This window comes from Microvirga vignae (genome assembly GCF_001017175.1).
GTDB lineage: Bacteria > Pseudomonadota > Alphaproteobacteria > Rhizobiales > Beijerinckiaceae > Microvirga > Microvirga vignae.
This window is the reverse complement of the sequence record NZ_LCYG01000042.1, coordinates 69883-85542: the sequence shown is the minus strand read 5'-3', so window position 1 is coordinate 85542 and position 15660 is coordinate 69883. Positions and strand designations below refer to the sequence as shown.

The window sequence follows — 15660 nt, the reverse complement described above, 5'->3', positions numbered from 1 at the left end:
TGCATGAAGCCCTTCGTCGATATTCACGACGTCACTCATGTCTATGCCCGCGCCGAGGACGGTGTCCCGGCGGTTCAGAATCTGACTATCCGGATCAACGAGGGTGAGTTCGCCGCCATCGTCGGCCCCTCGGGTTGCGGTAAGTCCACGCTCATGAAACTTGCTACCGGATTGCAGTTCCCTCGCGAGGGAACGGTGATCGTGGACGGCAAGGAGGTAGGCGCGCCGGTCAAGCTCGCGGGCATGGCGTTTCAGAACCCCACCATGCTCCCCTGGCGCACGACCGTCGACAACATCCTGCTGCCGCTCGAAATCGTGGAGCCGCATCGTTCGCGACTGCGCAAGCACAAGGCGGAGTATGTTGCAAAAGCTGAGGGCCTTTTGGAGCAGGTAGGTCTGAAGGGCCAAGGTCATAAATATCCCTGGCAATTGTCCGGCGGCATGCAGCAGCGCGCCTCCCTCTGCCGTGCGCTCATCCACGAGCCAAAGCTCCTGATGCTCGACGAACCTTTCGGGGCGCTCGACAGCTTCACTCGGGAGGAATTGTGGTGCGTGATGCGTGATCTGCATGCGGCACGGAAGGTCACGATCATTCTCGTCACGCATGATCTACGCGAGGCGGCGTTTCTGGCGGATCGCGTCTTCTGCATGAGTGCGCGCCCCGGCCACATCGTGGCCGAGCGTGAGGTGACCTTCCCGCGTCCGCGCGATCTCGAGATCACCTACACCCCGGAATTTTCCGAACTCGTTCACGAACTGCGCGGTCACATCGCGCAGGCGCGCAAGGCGGCGTGAGACTCTCATGAAAACCAAGAACCAACTTGCCGCCGCACCCTGGGTTTTCACTGTCGGGTTCTTCCTGTTGTGGGAGCTCGTCTGCCGCGCATTCAAAATCTCTAGCTTCATCCTGCCCGCCCCCTCCACGATCCTGCTCGCCGTGTGGGAATACCGGAGCCAGCTGACCTATCACGCCCTGCACACGCTTTGGATGACGTTCGCAGGCTTCGGGCTTGCCGTGGGCTTCGGCTTGCTCCTCGGCATGCTGCTGGGCTCATCGAGGCTCATCAATGCAGGGAGCTACCCGCTTCTCGTCGGCTTCAACTCGATCCCGAAAGTGGCCGTGGTACCGATTCTCGTGTTCTGGTTCGGCGTCGGCTGGGTGCCGCCGGTGCTGACGGCCTTCCTCATCTCGTTCTTTCCGATCGTGGTGAATGTCGCCACCGGCATCGCCACGGTGGAGCCCGAGATGGAGGACGTGTTGCGCGCGCTCGGCGCCTCCAAGAAGGACATCGTGTTCAAGATCGGAGTGCCGCGTGCGATGCCGTACTTTTTCGGCTCGTTGAAGGTGGCGATCACGCTCGCCTACGTGGGCTCCGTCATCGGTGAGCAGAACGCGTCCAATGTCGGTATCGGTAACCTGCTCACCCGCGCCTCTGCTGCTTTCGAGGTGCCGCTCGTCTGGGCGGCTCTCGTGGTGCTCGCGGTGCTCGGCGTCATCATGTATGCGATCACTGCCTATGCGGAGCGCTCCATGACCGGCTGGGCGCAGCGCTCCCAGATGGCAGCCTAGCGACGCAAAGACAGAGGGTTGTCGGAGAGCGCCGCCGCGTCCGGTTGGTCGATGGCGGGATTTCCGAGGAAGGCATTCCAGAGCTTCTCCACCGTCTCACGCTCCAGATCGTCCACGATGAAGACGATGCGGCTGCGGCGATCCTCGCTTGGCCAGCGCGGCAGAACGGCGGGCACGTGGATCACGTGCTGCACGCCATGGATGACCACTGGATGTTCCGGATCCTCGGCGAATGCGACCAGCCCTTTCACGCGCAACAGCTTCGCGCCTTGCGATGAGCGAAGCAGGTCGAGGAACATGTCCAGCGTGCCCTGGCGGATCGGCTGATCGCTGGTGAGGCAGAAGGCGCGGATGCGCTCGTCGTGCCGATTCAGGTCGTGATGGTGATGATGGTCGTGGTCGTGAGGGCCATGGTGGTGATGCGCGTGCTGGTGCGCATGGCTCTCCCGCTCGGCCTCTTCTACGGCTTCCGTCTTGAGCCATTCGGCGACATCGGCAATCTTGCCGTCGAGATCGAAGAGGCCGCCTGCGACGATCTCTTCGACGGGCGCATCGGCCTTGAGGATCGTAGCGCCCGGATTGAGCTGGCGCAGTCGGTCCTGCAGTTCCGAAAGGCTCGTCTGATCCTGAGCGAGATCAGCCTTTGTGATGACGATCCTCTCCGCGACGGCTGCCTGCTTCACGGCCTCGCGGTGCGCGTCGAGGGTGCGAGAGCCGTTCACCGCATCGATCACCGTCACCACGCCTTCAACGGCATAGCGCATGGAGAGATACGGGTGATAGAGGACGGCATGGAGGATAGGAGCGGGATCCGCGAGGCCCGTGGTTTCGATGATCACGCGCTTGAAGGGCAGGATGCGGTTGTTGTCGCGCTTGCGCAGGAGATCCTCGAGCGTAGCGATGAGGTCGCCACGAACGGTGCAGCAGAGACAGCCGGCGGACAGAAGCACCATGCCTTCATCGACGGTCTCCACCAGCAGGTGATCGAGGCCGACTTCTCCGAACTCGTTCATGATGACGACCGTGTCCTGCGTCGCCGGGCTCTTCAGCATCCGGTTGAGCAAGGTAGTCTTGCCGGCGCCGAGGAAGCCGGTGAGGATCGTCAGCGGGATCGGCGCAGGCGGAATCATCGGGGCACTCGTCATGGCTTTTCAATCCGCGATCGGAACCAGGGCCGTGTTCTTCATGCGGCGCTGCTCCAGGAGAACGTTGGTGATGATGGCGGCCAGCACAAGAGCGCCACCTGCGATCTGTAGGGGAGACAGCCCCTCTTTGAGGATCAGCGCCGAGGTGAGGGATGCGACCACGGGCTCGGTGCAGAAAATGATTCCGGCAGCGACCGCCGAGATGCGCCCAAGCGCCAGGAACTGTAGCACGAACCCGGCGATGTAGCCGCCGATGGTCATGGTCATCGCAAAGGGAGCAAGAGCGAGGATCGATGGCGGTGCGAACTGCCCCGTGACAAGGCTGATGAGGATCGAGGTAGGCAGTATGATCAGCTGAATCCAGAACACCTTCGCCACCACGCCTGTCCTGGTGCAGCGGGCTGCGGTAAAGAACTGGATCGCCGTGGCGATGCTGGCGCCGAAGGCGAGAGTGAGGCCGCGCCAGTCGAGATCGGAAAAGGCCGGTCCCACCACCAAGCCAACGCCGAGGGTCGCGATCGCGACGACACCGATGAGGGCAGGCGTCAGTGGCGCCTTCTCCACGAACGGGCTCGTGAGAACGATGATGATGGGATAAGTGTAGAACACAACCGCAGCGACCGTCACTGGTATGAAGGCGACGGACGAAAGATAGCAAATGCCCTGGAGAGCGCTGGAGAGGCCAAGCAGGAGAAGCTTTCCTCGTTCCTCCCGCGCCATGGCGAGCGACCGGCGCGCGATTGCCGCCACGGCTGCCACAAGCACCAGCATCAGGAGCACCCGGTAGACCACGATGGCCGAGCCGCTGGCGCCGGCAAAGGATGCCATGCGCGCGAAGACGATGTTGAAGCCGTAGCAGCTGGCGGAACCGATGGCGAGGAGAAGGCCGGAGCCGTGGGAAGAGCGCGTCATTTCGGGTGAGACTTATGTAAGACGCGCACCGTTCGCGCGGATCGGGGGCGAATGCAAGGGGGCAGAGCATCGGACGAGAAAAGTGGATTTGCACTTTTGGGTCCGATGCCCCCTTTATAGAAGAGCGCATCGTTAGACGCGGAAAACCGGGCCACTTTTCTGCACGATGCTCTAGAAGCAAAACGCCCGGCTCGGGACCGGGCGTTCATAATACGATGGATAAGGTCAGTTCGTTGCCGATTTGGCTTTCGACGCGGCGTCTGCCTTCTGAGCCTTTGGCTTGGCGGCAGGCTTCTGATTGGTGGCCTTGGTGTCACCGCTCACCGGCTTGACGGTGACGCTCACGCGGCCTTTGCCCTTCGTCTTGTCGCCTTCCTCGATCACCGGCGCCACATCCGAATCCTTGGATGCGGCTTGCTTGCTGGCCTTCTTTTTGGAGGCCGTCGCCTTCTTCTTGCTCAGGCGGGCTTTTTCAGCCGCCTCTTCCGCTGCGGCCTGAGCGGCGAGTTCGGCCTCGGATGGCGGGTTCAAGCCGACCCAGACGCGTTCCGGCTGCACGGCGGTGCGGGGACCGAGTACGGTGCGCACGGGCTTCTGGGTGTCTCCCGCAAAGGCCATCACTTCGGAGGAGAAGAGGTTCGGAATATTCGAATCCTCTTCGGCGACCACGGGGGCGTCCTCTTCCTGAGGCATCGGGCCGCGACGGTCGCAGATCACCGAGCGCATGTCCGGCGGCGTCGTGCTGGCCGAAGCGGGCAGGGCCGCGAGCTCGGGGTTGGTGAAGTTCACCTTGCTGTTGAAGCCGCGGTCGAAGAGTTCCGCAGCCTTCATGGTGCGCTCGTTGGCGGAAGGTGCCCCGAGCACGACGGTAATCAGGTGGCGTCCATCGCGGGTGGCGCTGGCCACCACGTTGAAGCCGGACGAGCAGATGAAGCCGGTCTTCATGCCGTCGGCGCCCGGATAGCGGCCGATGAGGCCGTTGGTGTTGCGCATGATGCGGCGGCCGAACTGGACGGCTCCGATATCGAACAGATCCTGATACTCAGGGAAATCCTTCAGGAGCGCGCGCGCTAGAATCGCCATGTCGCGGGCAGTGGTCTGGTTGCGCTCGTCGGGCAGGCCGTGCGGATTGGCGAAATGGCTGCTCGCCATGCCGAGCCGCTGGGCATGAGCATTCATGAGCGTCGAGAAGCCATCGATGGAGCCGCCGATACTCTCGGCAATCGTCGCGGCGATATCGTTCGCCGACTTCACCAGCATGATCTTGAGAGCGTTGTCGAGGCGGATCTGCGTGCCCGGCTTGAAGCCCATCTTGGACGGCGGCAGCGCGGCGGCGCTGTCGGTCACCGTCAGCAGGGTATCCATGCTCAGTTGGCCGCGCTTCACCTTGTCGAGGGCGACGTAAGCCGTCATCAGCTTGGTGATGGAGGCTGGATACCACGGATCGGTTGCCCGCTCCGCATGCAGAACGCGGCCGGACTCAACCTCGACCACGAGGGCAGGGCCGCTGGCGGCCAGAGCCTGTCCGCTCACGAGGGCAGCAACGGCAAAGGCTGTCACGCGCAGGGCTCGGCTAACGTTCATACGGAACGACTCCTTGACTTGTACAACGGTCGGAGAGGGGAACCAAAAGCCCCGCTTGCCAGCTGGGCTATATTTTTAGCCCCAAACCTTAGCCTTGGCTAGGTTCGGGTTATTCATCGCAACCCGGTCTACCCTTTGTACCGAACTCCGTGGCAAGAGAGTGGCAAGAGCCGCTCGCTTTGAAGAACAACGAAGCGGGGCCATTGGTTGCAGGACAGTTGTTCATTATTGTGCAGCAGGTGATCAAAATAATATAACAAATCAAAGCTGATGAGGACGGACAGTTCGACTGGCTGCATGTGTTAAAGCTGCCTCGGGAATACTGACCTGCCGTTCTCTCCATGTTCGATACTGCTCCTTGGTTCGTGCAGTCTTCAACGAGCAATCCAGGCTTCCGTTTCGACATGACGGCAGGCCGCAATGTGGCGCTGTGCGCGTGGGAGAGGACATGGCCTATTGTTCCAGAGATAAGGCAAGCGGAAGGATCCCATCCCGTGTGAGCGGAGCAAGTTTTCGCTCGCACGGTTTGCGTGGATCCACCCAGATGAGCTCGGCAATTTCAGCCCCGCAGGCAATCTGACCTGTCACGCGGACCTTGTAGACACTGGCCCGCACCCACTTGCCTGGCTCATTGGCGGCCGGAGCCTCGAAGGTGCCGAGAGGCTGGATTGAATCCGGAACAAGGGTGCAGCCGAGCTCTTCTCTGATTTCCCGGGTGAGCGTCGTCAGGTCGCTTTCGTTCGCCTCGCGTTTGCCGCCCGGCTGGATGAAGCTGCCGGTGCCGTGCTTGCGAACGAGCAGCACGTGGCCATGCCCATCACGAATGAGCGCTGTCACAATCTCAATCAACGCTCACCTGCCTTGATCCACTTCTCGACCTTCGGCGGCTCGTAGCTGCGGATCGCGTCGATCAACGCGGCGGGTTCGTCTTTCACGATCAGCATGGCACGGTGAACGGTTTTCACGAAGCCGCGCTCCACCACATCGTCGAGGAAGTGCGCAAGCTTGTCGTAGAACCCTGAGACATTCAGCAGAGCGCAAGGCTTCCTGTGATAGCCGAGCTGCGCCCAGGTCCAGACCTCGAAGAGTTCCTCGAAGGTGCCGAGACCGCCCGGCAGGGCAATGAAGCCGTCAGAGAGTTCGGCCATAAGCGCCTTGCGCTCATGCATCGAGCCGACGACCCGCAGATCGCTCAAACCTGTGTGCGCGATTTCCTTGTCGACGAGCGCCTGCGGCATCACGCCGATCACATGGCCGCCATTGCCAAGCACAGCATCCGCCACGGCCCCCATGAGCCCGACCGAAGCGCCGCCATAGACAAGCTCGATACCGTTTCGTGCCAGGGTTTCACCCAGCAAACGGGCGGCTTCCATGTAGACGGGATCCTGGCCCTCATTCGAGCCGCAGAAGACGCAGAGGCGCATGGGGGACTTCCGATGATTCGTTCAGGTCATCCATGGAGGCCTAAGCCGCGGCAAATTCAAGGGCTGATCGACAGGGCTCAAGCCTTCGACCAAGGCTGGCTTGCCGAAACCTCAGAAGCATTCCACCTTATGCCCAACAACGAAGTTTTGTGAGGAGACCTCCATGACTGCCTGCATCGTCGGCTGGGCGCATACCCCCTTCGGCAAGCTCGACGCGGAAACCGTCGAAAGCCTCATCGTCCGCGTCGCCAACGAGGCGCTGGAGCATGCGGGTATCGGCGCGGAAGATGTGGACGAGGTCGTGCTTGGCCATTTCAACGGCGGTTTCTCGCCTCAGGATTTCACGGCCTCCCTCGTCTTCCAGACAAGCGACAAATTCCGTTTCAAGCCGGCCACCCGCGTCGAGAACGCCTGCGCCACCGGCTCTGCGGCCGTGCATCAGGCGATCAAGACCATCGAAGCCAAGCGCGCCAGGACGGTGCTGGTGGTCGGCGTCGAGCAGATGACCCGCACGCCTGGTCCCGAGATCGGCAACATCCTGCTCAAATGCTCCTACGTGCCTGAGGATGGCGAGACGCCGGCAGGCTTTGCCGGCGTGTTCGGCAAGATCGCGGGCCAATATTTCCAGCGCTATGGCGACCAATCGGATGCACTGGCGCTCATCGCCGCCAAGAACCACAAGAACGGTGTCGACAATCCCTATGCGCAGATGCGCAAGGACCTAGGGTTCGAGTTCTGCCGGGCCGAGAGCGAGAAGAATCCCTTTGTGGCAGGCCCTCTCAAGCGTACCGACTGCTCGCTCGTTTCCGATGGCGCGGCCGCGCTCGTGCTGACGGATACCGAGACGGCGTTGCGCATGCGCCGGGCCGTGGCGTTCCGCGCGACCGCTCATGCGCAGGATTTTCTGCCCATGTCGAAGCGCGACATCGTTCAGTTCGAGGGCTGCACGGAAGCGTGGCGGCGGGCGCTGGATCAGGCCGGTATCCGGTTGTCAGATCTCTCCTTCGTCGAGACTCACGACTGCTTCACCATTGCCGAGCTTATCGAATACGAGGCCATGGGCCTGACGCCGCGCGGGCAGGGCTCGATCGCCGTCAAGGAAGGCTGGACGAATCGCGACGGTAAGCTGCCGGTGAACCCCTCGGGCGGCCTGAAGGCGAAAGGGCATCCCATCGGGGCCACGGGCGTGTCCATGCACGCGCTCTCGGCCATGCAGCTCTGCGAGGACGCTGGCGGCATGCAGGTGAAGAACCCAAAGCTCGGCGGCATCTTCAACATGGGCGGCGCGGCCGTCGCGAACTACGTGAGCGTGCTCGAGCGGATCAAATAGGCCGCCCGAGATCTCTTTGCCCCTATTCCCCTGGTGCCTTGGCCTGAACGGCCAGGGCGTGCAGGCCCCTGTCGAAGGCGTTCTTCAACACTTCGTTGACGAGGCGGTGGCGCTCGACCCTGCTCTTGCCGACGAAGGCTTCAGATACGATATATATCCTGAAGTGAGTTTCGCCCCCCTCCCTCCATCCGCCATGACCGCGATGCTGTTCCGACTCGTCTGTGACGGTCAGTTGGGACGGGTGCAGGCGCTCCTGCAGAGTTTGCGTGATCCAACGGGTCAGGGTCATGCGCTTTGATAAACCTTTTTGAATGGGTCTGCGGCGAAAAGCTCTTAAGCCTTGGCTCAGGGCCTCATGCCGCTCATAATGTTTGAATCATGGATCTCAACTCGCCTCTTTTCGACCGTATCCGGATCAAGCCTTCCGCCGATGAGCCGCGGGAGGTCAAGGGACCCGTCTGCGAGCATCCCGGCTGCAAGGCGTCGGGCGAATATCGCGCGCCGAAAGGCCGGGACCGTGAGGGCCAGTACTGGCGTTTCTGCCTGGAGCATGTGCGCGAGTACAATGCATCCTACAATTATTTCTCGGGCATGTCCGATTCGGCTGTCGCGGCCTACCAGAAGGACGCGATCATCGGCCATCGCCCAACCTGGGCCATGGGCGTGAACACCTCGGGCAAGGCCGAGGGCGAGGGGAAAAGCCAAGAAACTCGCGACTGGGCCTATTTCGATCCCTTAGGGATCTTGAGGGGCGAGGACTTCACCCAGACCCGCACCCGCAGGACCAGCCCAGAGCCAAAGCGACCCCGTTATACGGGGGCCGTGCGCCGGGCCCTGGACATCTTAGGGCTGGACGAAACCGCCGACGGACCCGCCATCAAGGCCCAGTACAAGGCCCTGGTGAAGCGCTTCCATCCCGACGCCAATGGCGGCGATCGCTCCTTCGAGGAGCGGCTGCGCGACATCATCAAGGCGCATGATACGCTCAAAAGCGCTGGTCTCTGCTGAGACGGCACCGTTTTATGCAGCCCTCTACCGCGTTTAGGAAATTGCACCGCACAGCCATGGAGTTTAAGAAGCCATGGCAAGTATTGAAAACCCTCAATCCGATCGAGAGGCCCCTATGACGGCACAAACCGATACAACGACCCTACTGCCGGATATGAAGGTATCCGTGCGACAGGTCTTCGGCATCGACTCGGATCTGGAAGTTCCGGCCTTCTCCCAGACCGAAGAGCATGTGCCCGATCTCGATCCGGATTACCTGTTCGACCGGGAGACGACGCTTGCCATCCTGGCAGGCTTCGCGCGTAATCGCCGCGTGATGATCACGGGCTATCACGGCACGGGTAAGTCGACCCATATCGAGCAGGTGGCCGCCCGCCTCAACTGGCCCTGCGTGCGCGTGAACCTGGACAGCCACGTGTCACGTATCGATCTCGTCGGCAAGGACGCTATCGTGCTCCAGGAGGGCAAGCAGGTCACCGCCTTCCAGGACGGCATTCTGCCCTGGGCACTGCAGCACAATGTGGCCCTCGTGTTCGACGAGTACGATGCCGGCCGCCCGGACGTGATGTTCGTGATCCAGCGCGTGCTGGAGCAGTCGGGCAAGCTCACGCTTCTCGACCAGAAGCGCGTGATCCGTCCTCACCCGGCTTTCCGCCTCTTCGCCACCGCCAACACGGTGGGCCTCGGCGATACGTCCGGCCTCTATCACGGCACCCAGCAGATCAACCAGGGCCAGATGGACCGCTGGTCGATCGTGACCACGCTCAACTACCTGCCTCACGACAAGGAGGTGGACATCGTCCTCTCCAAGGCGAAGCACTACCAGGAGAGCGCCGAGGGCCGCGATGTCGTCAACAAGATGGTGCGCGTGGCGGATCTGACCCGCAGCGCCTTCATGAACGGGGATCTCTCCACCGTCATGAGTCCGCGCACGGTGATCACCTGGGCCGAGAACGCCGAGATCTTCGGCGACACGGGTTTCGCGTTCCGCGTCACCTTCCTCAACAAGTGCGACGAGCTGGAGCGCACCCTCGTGGCCGAGTTCTATCAGCGCTCCTTCGGCAAGGAACTGCCGGAAAGCGCCGTGAACATGGTGCTGTCGTAAGGTGTCATCCCGGATGCGCCTTGCGTGATCCGGGATCGTTTGGGAGCTTCGCTGGTTTTAGGGATCCCGGCTCTTCGCGATGCTCCGGCCGGGATGACGGATGAAGGAAAGCGATGTCCATCTCGAACCGCAAGCCAGGTGAGAAGAAGGAAGCGCCGGCAGAGCCGCTCAAGCGCTCCATCGCCGGCGCCATGAAGGCTATCGCCCGCAAGCCCGATCTCGAGGTGGCCTTTGCCTCCGACCGCCCGGTGCTTATGGGCCAGGACAAAGCCCGCCTGCCGGAACCGCCGCGAAGGCTTACATCGCACGACGTGGCGATCCTGCGCGGCAACGCGGATTCCATGGCCCTGCGTCTCGCCTGTCACGACGCCATCCTCCACCGCAAGCTCGCGCCTGAAGGTCAAGCTGCCCGCGCCGTCTTCGACGCGGTCGAGCAGGCGCGCGTGGAATCCATCGGCTCGCGCCGCATGGCAGGCATTTCCTCCAACATCTCGGCGATGCTGGAAGACCGCTATCATCGTGGTGGCAAATACGAAGAGATCACCGATCGCGCTGATGCACCGATCGAGGATGCGCTGGCGCTGATGGTGCGCGAGCGCCTGACCGGCGAGAAGCCGCCTCATGCTGCGGAAAAGATCGTCGATCTCTGGCGCGACTTCATCGAGGAACGCGCCGGAAGAGACCTCGACGGCTTGTTGAAGAACATCGACAGTCAGCGCGATTTCGCGCGCGGTATCCGCGAGATGCTCTCCTCCCTCGATATGGCCGACGATGCGGCCTTCGAACAGGAAGACGAGGAGAACGAGGAAGAGAACGAAGCCGAGCAGCAGGAGCAGCAGGGCGAGGGTGAATCCGAGCAGGAATCCCAGGGCGATCGCGCCGAGGTCGAGATCAGCGAGGATTCGAGCGACGAGATGGAAGACGGCGCGACGGAGGAGGCCGATGGGCCTTCCGGCGAGCTGCCCGAGGAAGCGGAGGAAGCCGATTCCGACGAGGCCGGTGAATCCTGGCGTCCGCCGTCCCGCGCCAACGAGGCGCGCGGGCCCGACTACAAGGCCTATACGCCCAAGTTCGACGAGATCATCCATGCGGAAGATCTCTGCGATGCGGACGAGCTGACGCGCCTTCGCGCCTATCTGGACAAGCAGCTCGCGCATCTCCAGGGCGTGGTGGGGCGTCTTGCCAATCGCCTGCAACGCCGCCTCATGGCGCAGCAGAACCGCGCTTGGGAATTCGATCTCGAAGAGGGAACGCTCGATCCGGTACGCCTGCCGCGCATCATCATGGATCCGTTCCAGCCTTTGAGCTTCAAGCAGGAGCAGGACACCAACTTCCGCGACACGGTGGTGACGCTGCTGCTCGACAATTCCGGCTCCATGCGTGGACGCCCGATCACGGTGGCCGCCACCTGCGCCGATATTCTCGCGCGCACGCTGGAGCGCTGCGGCGTGAAGGTGGAAATCCTCGGCTTCACCACCCGCGCGTGGAAGGGCGGACAGGCTCGTGAGATGTGGCTGCAGAACGGCAAGCCTGCGAATCCCGGCCGTCTCAACGATCTTCGCCATATCATCTACAAGTCCGCGGATGCGCCCTGGCGGCGTGCGCGCAAGAACCTCGGCCTCATGATGCGCGAGGGTCTGCTGAAGGAGAACATCGACGGTGAGGCGCTCGATTGGGCGCACAAGCGTCTGCTCGGCCGTCCCGAGCAGCGGCGCATCCTGATGGTGATCTCCGATGGCGCGCCAGTCGACGATTCGACGCTTTCGGTCAATCCGGGCAATTACCTCGAACGGCACCTGCGCTACATCATCGAAGAGATCGAGACGCGCTCGCCGGTGGAGCTCATTGCCATCGGCATCGGCCATGACGTGACGCGCTATTACCGTCGCGCCGTGACCATTGTCGATGCGGAAGAACTCGGCGGCGTAATGACGGAAAAGCTTGCGGAATTGTTCGAAGAAAATGCGCTGCCCGCGCGCGGAGCAGCGCCCCGCCGCCGGGCTCACGCGTGAGGCTTTTTACGCGAAGAAATCTTCTGATCGGCGGCGGTGCTCTCACCGCCGTCGGTGCAGCGGGCGCAGCCTTTGCGCAGCGCCCGCAGGTGTTTCGCAACGCCACACGGATTTCTATCGCCGCTCAGCCGATCAGCCGTCTCTCCGCAACCGATCCTGACCGTACGCAATTCGGATCTCTCCTCTTTCGTTCCGGTCTCAGCCTGAAATCGGATGTGTCCGCCTTCGGCGGGTTCTCCGGCCTGTGGCGTTCTGCGAGGGGGCAGGAGATCGCGGCGCTCGCCGACAATGCGCAGGTGCTGAAGGCGCGCGTCGAGACTTCGGACGGGCGCCTGTCCGGGTTGTCCAATGCCGTGATGGCACCCCTGCTCCTGAACAATGGACAGCCTGCCCGCCGCTCCCGCTACTACGACACCGAGAGCCTCGCGATCTCCGGCGACGTGGCCTTCGTGGGCGTCGAGCGCAATCACGCCGTGATCCGCTACGAGCGCGACCGGGAGGGCTCTCTTATTGAAGGCGTTCCGATTACGGTACCGAAGGAGCTGAAGGATCTGTCGAGCAATGGAGGGCTTGAGGCGCTTGCCCTTGCGCCGCAGCGCTCGACGCTCGCCGGCGCTCTCGTCGGCATCGCGGAAGGGGGGAGGGGCTTCATCCTCACCGGTCCCAGGCAGGGCGCTTTCGAGATGGTGGGCCGGGACGGCTATGACGTCACGGATCTGGCGTTTCTCGACACGGGCGATGCGATCATCCTTGAACGCCGCTTCTCGCTGTTCGGCGGATTTGGATGCCGCCTGCGCCGCGTGGCTTCTTCCGCCATCAAGGCAGGCGCGAGCGTTGATGGCGGGACAATCTATGAGAGCGAAGCCTCGCACCAGATCGACAACATGGAAGGTCTCGCCGTTCACCACGAGGGACGCGAGATCATCGTCACTCTGATCTCCGACAACAACTTCAACGCAAACCTCCAACGAACCCTGTTGCTGGAGTTCTCCCTCGTAGCGTGACACGCAGTGCGCCTGCCTTCTGTTTAGGCAGTTGTGCTTTTTTTCATCACTTCCTGCCCCTTCCTGGCTTCACCTTTCCCTTGCCGTGCTTCGATTGAGGCAACTAACCTTTTGATGGATGGAAGTGACGCACATTATTGCGCCGCCTGTCCAATCAGGAGGCGGCGGACCCTGTGACGGCTCAAGTGATCTTCGATGAGATGAACGGCCATGATGGCGAGAGCCGGGCGGCCTATCGGGTGCTCCAAGAGTGGCTGGCATCCGCGCCGCCACAGCTCCTGGAGCATCGCCGCGAGGAGGCGGAGCTCTTCTTCCGCCGGGTCGGCATCACCTTCGCAGTCTACGGCAACACGGAAGCCGAAGAACGACTGATCCCGTTCGACATCATTCCGCGCATTCTTTCAGGGCCTGAATGGGCGCATCTTTCGCGAGGACTCGAGCAGCGGGTCAAGGCGCTCAACCTCTTTCTGAAAGACATCTACGGACCGCGCGAAATTCTGCGCGCTGGCATCGTTCCGCCGGAGCTTGTCTATCTTAATCCCTATTACCGACCGCAGATGCACGGGCTGTCGCTCAACAGCGACATCTACGTGCAGGTGGCCGGCGTCGACATCGTACGCGTCGACAACAAGGATTTCTACGTGCTCGAGGACAATCTGCGCACGCCTTCCGGCGTCTCCTACATGCTGGAGAACCGCGAGGTGATGATGCGTTTGTTCCCCGATCTCGTGGCGAAGCAGCGCATCCGTCCCATCGAGAACTACGTGGACGAGTTGCTCGGAACGCTCAAATCCGTCGCGCCGGCGAGCAGCCCGCGGGAGCCGACGGTGGTTCTGCTCACGCCGGGCTCTCTCAATTCTGCCTATTACGAACACAGCTTCCTCGCCGACCGGATGGGCGTCGAGCTGGTGGAGGGCCGCGATCTCTTCGTGCGTGATGAGGTTGTCTATATGCGCACCACCGAGGGGCTGAAACGTGTTGATGTCATCTACAGTCGCATCGACGACGACTTCCTCGATCCGCTGGTATTCCGCTCCGATTCCGCGCTTGGCGTTCCGGGATTGATCGCGGCTTATCGCGCAGGCCATGTCGCCATCGCCAATGCACCAGGGACAGGCGTCGCCGACGACAAGGCGATGTACAGCTACGTGCCCGATATTGTACGCTTCTACATGGGCGAGGAGCCGATCCTCAAGAACGTGCCCACATGGCGCTGTCGCGAGAAAGAAGCTCTTTCTTATGTGCTCGACCATCTGCACGAACTCGTCGTGAAGGAGGTCAACGGATCGGGCGGCTACGGGATGCTCGTTGGGCCGCATTCGACAGCGGAGGCGCGCGAACATTTTCGCACCCGCATCCTGGCTGCACCCGACAATTATATCGCGCAGCCGACGCTCGCTCTCTCCACGAGCCCCATCTTCACGGAGAAGGGCCTGGCCCCTCGCCATGTGGATCTGCGGCCCTTCGTCCTGAGCGGGCGCGATGGCGTGAGGCTCGTGCCGGGCGGTTTGACGCGTGTCGCCCTGACCGAAGGTTCGCTCGTTGTGAACTCAAGCCAGGGCGGTGGGACGAAAGATACCTGGGTTTTGAGCGAATGAGCGGGGAGCGGTTGCCGTGCTGAGCCGTGATGCAGACAGCCTCTATTGGCTCTCCCGCTATGTGGAGCGTGCCGAGAATACCGCACGTATTCTCGACGTCGCCTACCGCATGGCCTCGATGCCGATTTCATACAGTGAAGCCGATACGAACGAGTGGGAATCTGCCCTTATCACGGCATGTGGCATCGACCAGTTCCGTGCTCTCAACGGTGAGGTTACACCCGAGCGCGTGATCGAGTTTCTCGCTTTCTCCGAGGAGAACCCATCGAGCATTCAGAGTTGCTTCAACACGGCGCGGCAGAACGCCCGCTCGGTCCGCTCTGCGCTCACCTCCGAAATGTGGGAGGCGATCAACTCCGCCTGGCTCGACCTGCGTCGCTACAGCACGAAGAAGATCGATGTCGAGGAGCTGCCGCGCTTCCTCAATCTCGTGAAGGAGGCCTCGCTTCGCTACGACGGTTCCGCCATGCGGACCATGCTGCGTAACGATGCCTATTGGTTCTCACGTCTCGGCGTCTATATCGAACGCGCTGACAACACCGCGCGCGTGCTCGATGTGAAGTATCACGTGCTGTTGCCTCAGGATGCGGAGGTGGGCGGCGGCATCGATTACTACCAATGGGCCGCCATTCTGCGCTCGGTCTCGGCGCTGGTGAGCTACCAATGGGTCTATCACCAGAACCTGCGGCCCTGGCTCGTTGCGGATCTGCTGATCCTGCGAGAGGAGATGCCGCGCTCGCTTGCGGCCTGCTACGGCGCGCTTTCCCGTCATCTCGATGACATTGCACATCGCTATGGTCTGTCCGGCAGTGCGCAACGTCAGGCGCGTTCCATCCACGCCCGGCTGGTGAACCGGAACATCGAAGACATCTTTCAACATGGACTGCACGAGTTCCTGCACGAGTTTCTCGCTGAGAACAATCGGCTCGGTCTTGCCATCACGCAGCAATATCTGGGCTGACCCAAGG

At 62.0% G+C, this 15660-nt stretch carries 15 protein-coding genes; 9 read left to right on the top strand and 6 right to left on the bottom strand.

Translation table 11 applies throughout. The features are described from left to right. Positions 1-3: 3 nt before the first annotated feature. Together AA309_RS16400 and AA309_RS16395 are read left to right on the top strand one after the other, a co-directional pair. On the top strand, positions 4-795 hold the full coding sequence (locus tag AA309_RS16400; RefSeq protein WP_047190091.1) for an ABC transporter ATP-binding protein: 792 nt from the start codon (positions 4-6) through the stop codon (positions 793-795). Positions 796-802: 7 nt separating this feature from the next. Further along, positions 803-1570, top strand: coding sequence for an ABC transporter permease (locus AA309_RS16395; RefSeq protein ID WP_047190090.1), 768 nt, complete (start codon positions 803-805; stop codon positions 1568-1570). On the opposite strand, the gene AA309_RS16390 is transcribed toward AA309_RS16395, so the two are convergent. The 5 genes from AA309_RS16390 to AA309_RS16370 form a co-directional block, all read right to left on the bottom strand. Continuing rightward, positions 1567-2715, bottom strand: a complete 1149-nt coding sequence (locus tag AA309_RS16390; protein ID WP_047190089.1) for a CobW family GTP-binding protein — start codon at positions 2713-2715, stop codon at positions 1567-1569. The two genes, AA309_RS16395 and AA309_RS16390, sit on opposite strands and share 4 nt — an antisense overlap. A 6-nt stretch (positions 2716-2721) precedes the next feature. Next, positions 2722-3627 (bottom strand): DMT family transporter, encoded by a 906-nt coding sequence (locus tag AA309_RS16385; RefSeq protein WP_047190088.1) that lies wholly within the window; start codon positions 3625-3627, stop codon positions 2722-2724. Between the two features lie 225 nt (positions 3628-3852). Continuing rightward, positions 3853-5211: a D-alanyl-D-alanine carboxypeptidase family protein gene (locus AA309_RS16380; RefSeq protein ID WP_047190087.1), complete on the bottom strand. Its 1359-nt coding sequence runs from the start codon at positions 5209-5211 to the stop codon at positions 3853-3855. Between the two features lie 453 nt (positions 5212-5664). Continuing rightward, positions 5665-6048, bottom strand: coding sequence for an NUDIX hydrolase (locus AA309_RS16375; RefSeq protein ID WP_244470383.1), 384 nt, complete (start codon positions 6046-6048; stop codon positions 5665-5667). An 8-nt stretch (positions 6049-6056) separates the two neighbouring features. Continuing rightward, positions 6057-6635 (bottom strand): LOG family protein, encoded by a 579-nt coding sequence (locus AA309_RS16370; RefSeq protein WP_047190086.1) that lies wholly within the window; start codon positions 6633-6635, stop codon positions 6057-6059. A gap of 163 nt (positions 6636-6798) precedes the next feature. Here AA309_RS16370 and AA309_RS16365 point away from each other — a divergent pair, with 163 nt between their 5' ends. Beyond that, positions 6799-7965, top strand: a complete 1167-nt coding sequence (locus tag AA309_RS16365; protein WP_047190085.1) for an acetyl-CoA acetyltransferase — start codon at positions 6799-6801, stop codon at positions 7963-7965. Between the two features lie 22 nt (positions 7966-7987). Here the strand turns inward: AA309_RS16365 and AA309_RS16360 are convergent, their stop codons facing one another. Further along, positions 7988-8254 (bottom strand): BolA family protein, encoded by a 267-nt coding sequence (locus AA309_RS16360; RefSeq protein ID WP_047190084.1) that lies wholly within the window; start codon positions 8252-8254, stop codon positions 7988-7990. Positions 8255-8343: 89 nt separating this feature from the next. Between AA309_RS16360 and AA309_RS16355 the strand changes: the two genes are divergently transcribed. From AA309_RS16355 to AA309_RS16330, 6 genes are all read left to right on the top strand, one after another. Continuing rightward, positions 8344-8973, top strand: a complete 630-nt coding sequence (locus AA309_RS16355) for a J domain-containing protein (RefSeq protein ID WP_047190083.1) — start codon at positions 8344-8346, stop codon at positions 8971-8973. Positions 8974-9088: 115 nt separating this feature from the next. Further along, on the top strand, positions 9089-10078 hold the full coding sequence (gene cobS / locus AA309_RS16350; protein ID WP_047190082.1) for a cobaltochelatase subunit CobS: 990 nt from the start codon (positions 9089-9091) through the stop codon (positions 10076-10078). Positions 10079-10191: 113 nt separating this feature from the next. Continuing rightward, the gene (gene cobT, locus AA309_RS16345) at positions 10192-12090 is read left to right on the top strand and encodes a cobaltochelatase subunit CobT (RefSeq protein WP_047190081.1); all 1899 of its coding nucleotides are present in this window, start codon (positions 10192-10194) and stop codon (positions 12088-12090) included. Next, the gene (locus AA309_RS16340) at positions 12087-13094 is read left to right on the top strand and encodes an esterase-like activity of phytase family protein (protein ID WP_047190080.1); all 1008 of its coding nucleotides are present in this window, start codon (positions 12087-12089) and stop codon (positions 13092-13094) included. Before cobT ends, AA309_RS16340 begins: the two co-directional genes overlap by 4 nt. A 200-nt stretch (positions 13095-13294) precedes the next feature. After that, positions 13295-14692 carry a circularly permuted type 2 ATP-grasp protein gene (locus tag AA309_RS16335; protein WP_084731329.1) on the top strand — a complete coding sequence of 466 codons (1398 nt, stop codon included), beginning with the start codon at positions 13295-13297 and terminating at the stop codon, positions 14690-14692. A gap of 16 nt (positions 14693-14708) precedes the next feature. Next, complete coding sequence (locus tag AA309_RS16330; protein ID WP_047190078.1) at positions 14709-15653, top strand: alpha-E domain-containing protein; 945 nt, start codon at positions 14709-14711, stop codon at positions 15651-15653. Positions 15654-15660 lie beyond the last annotated feature (7 nt).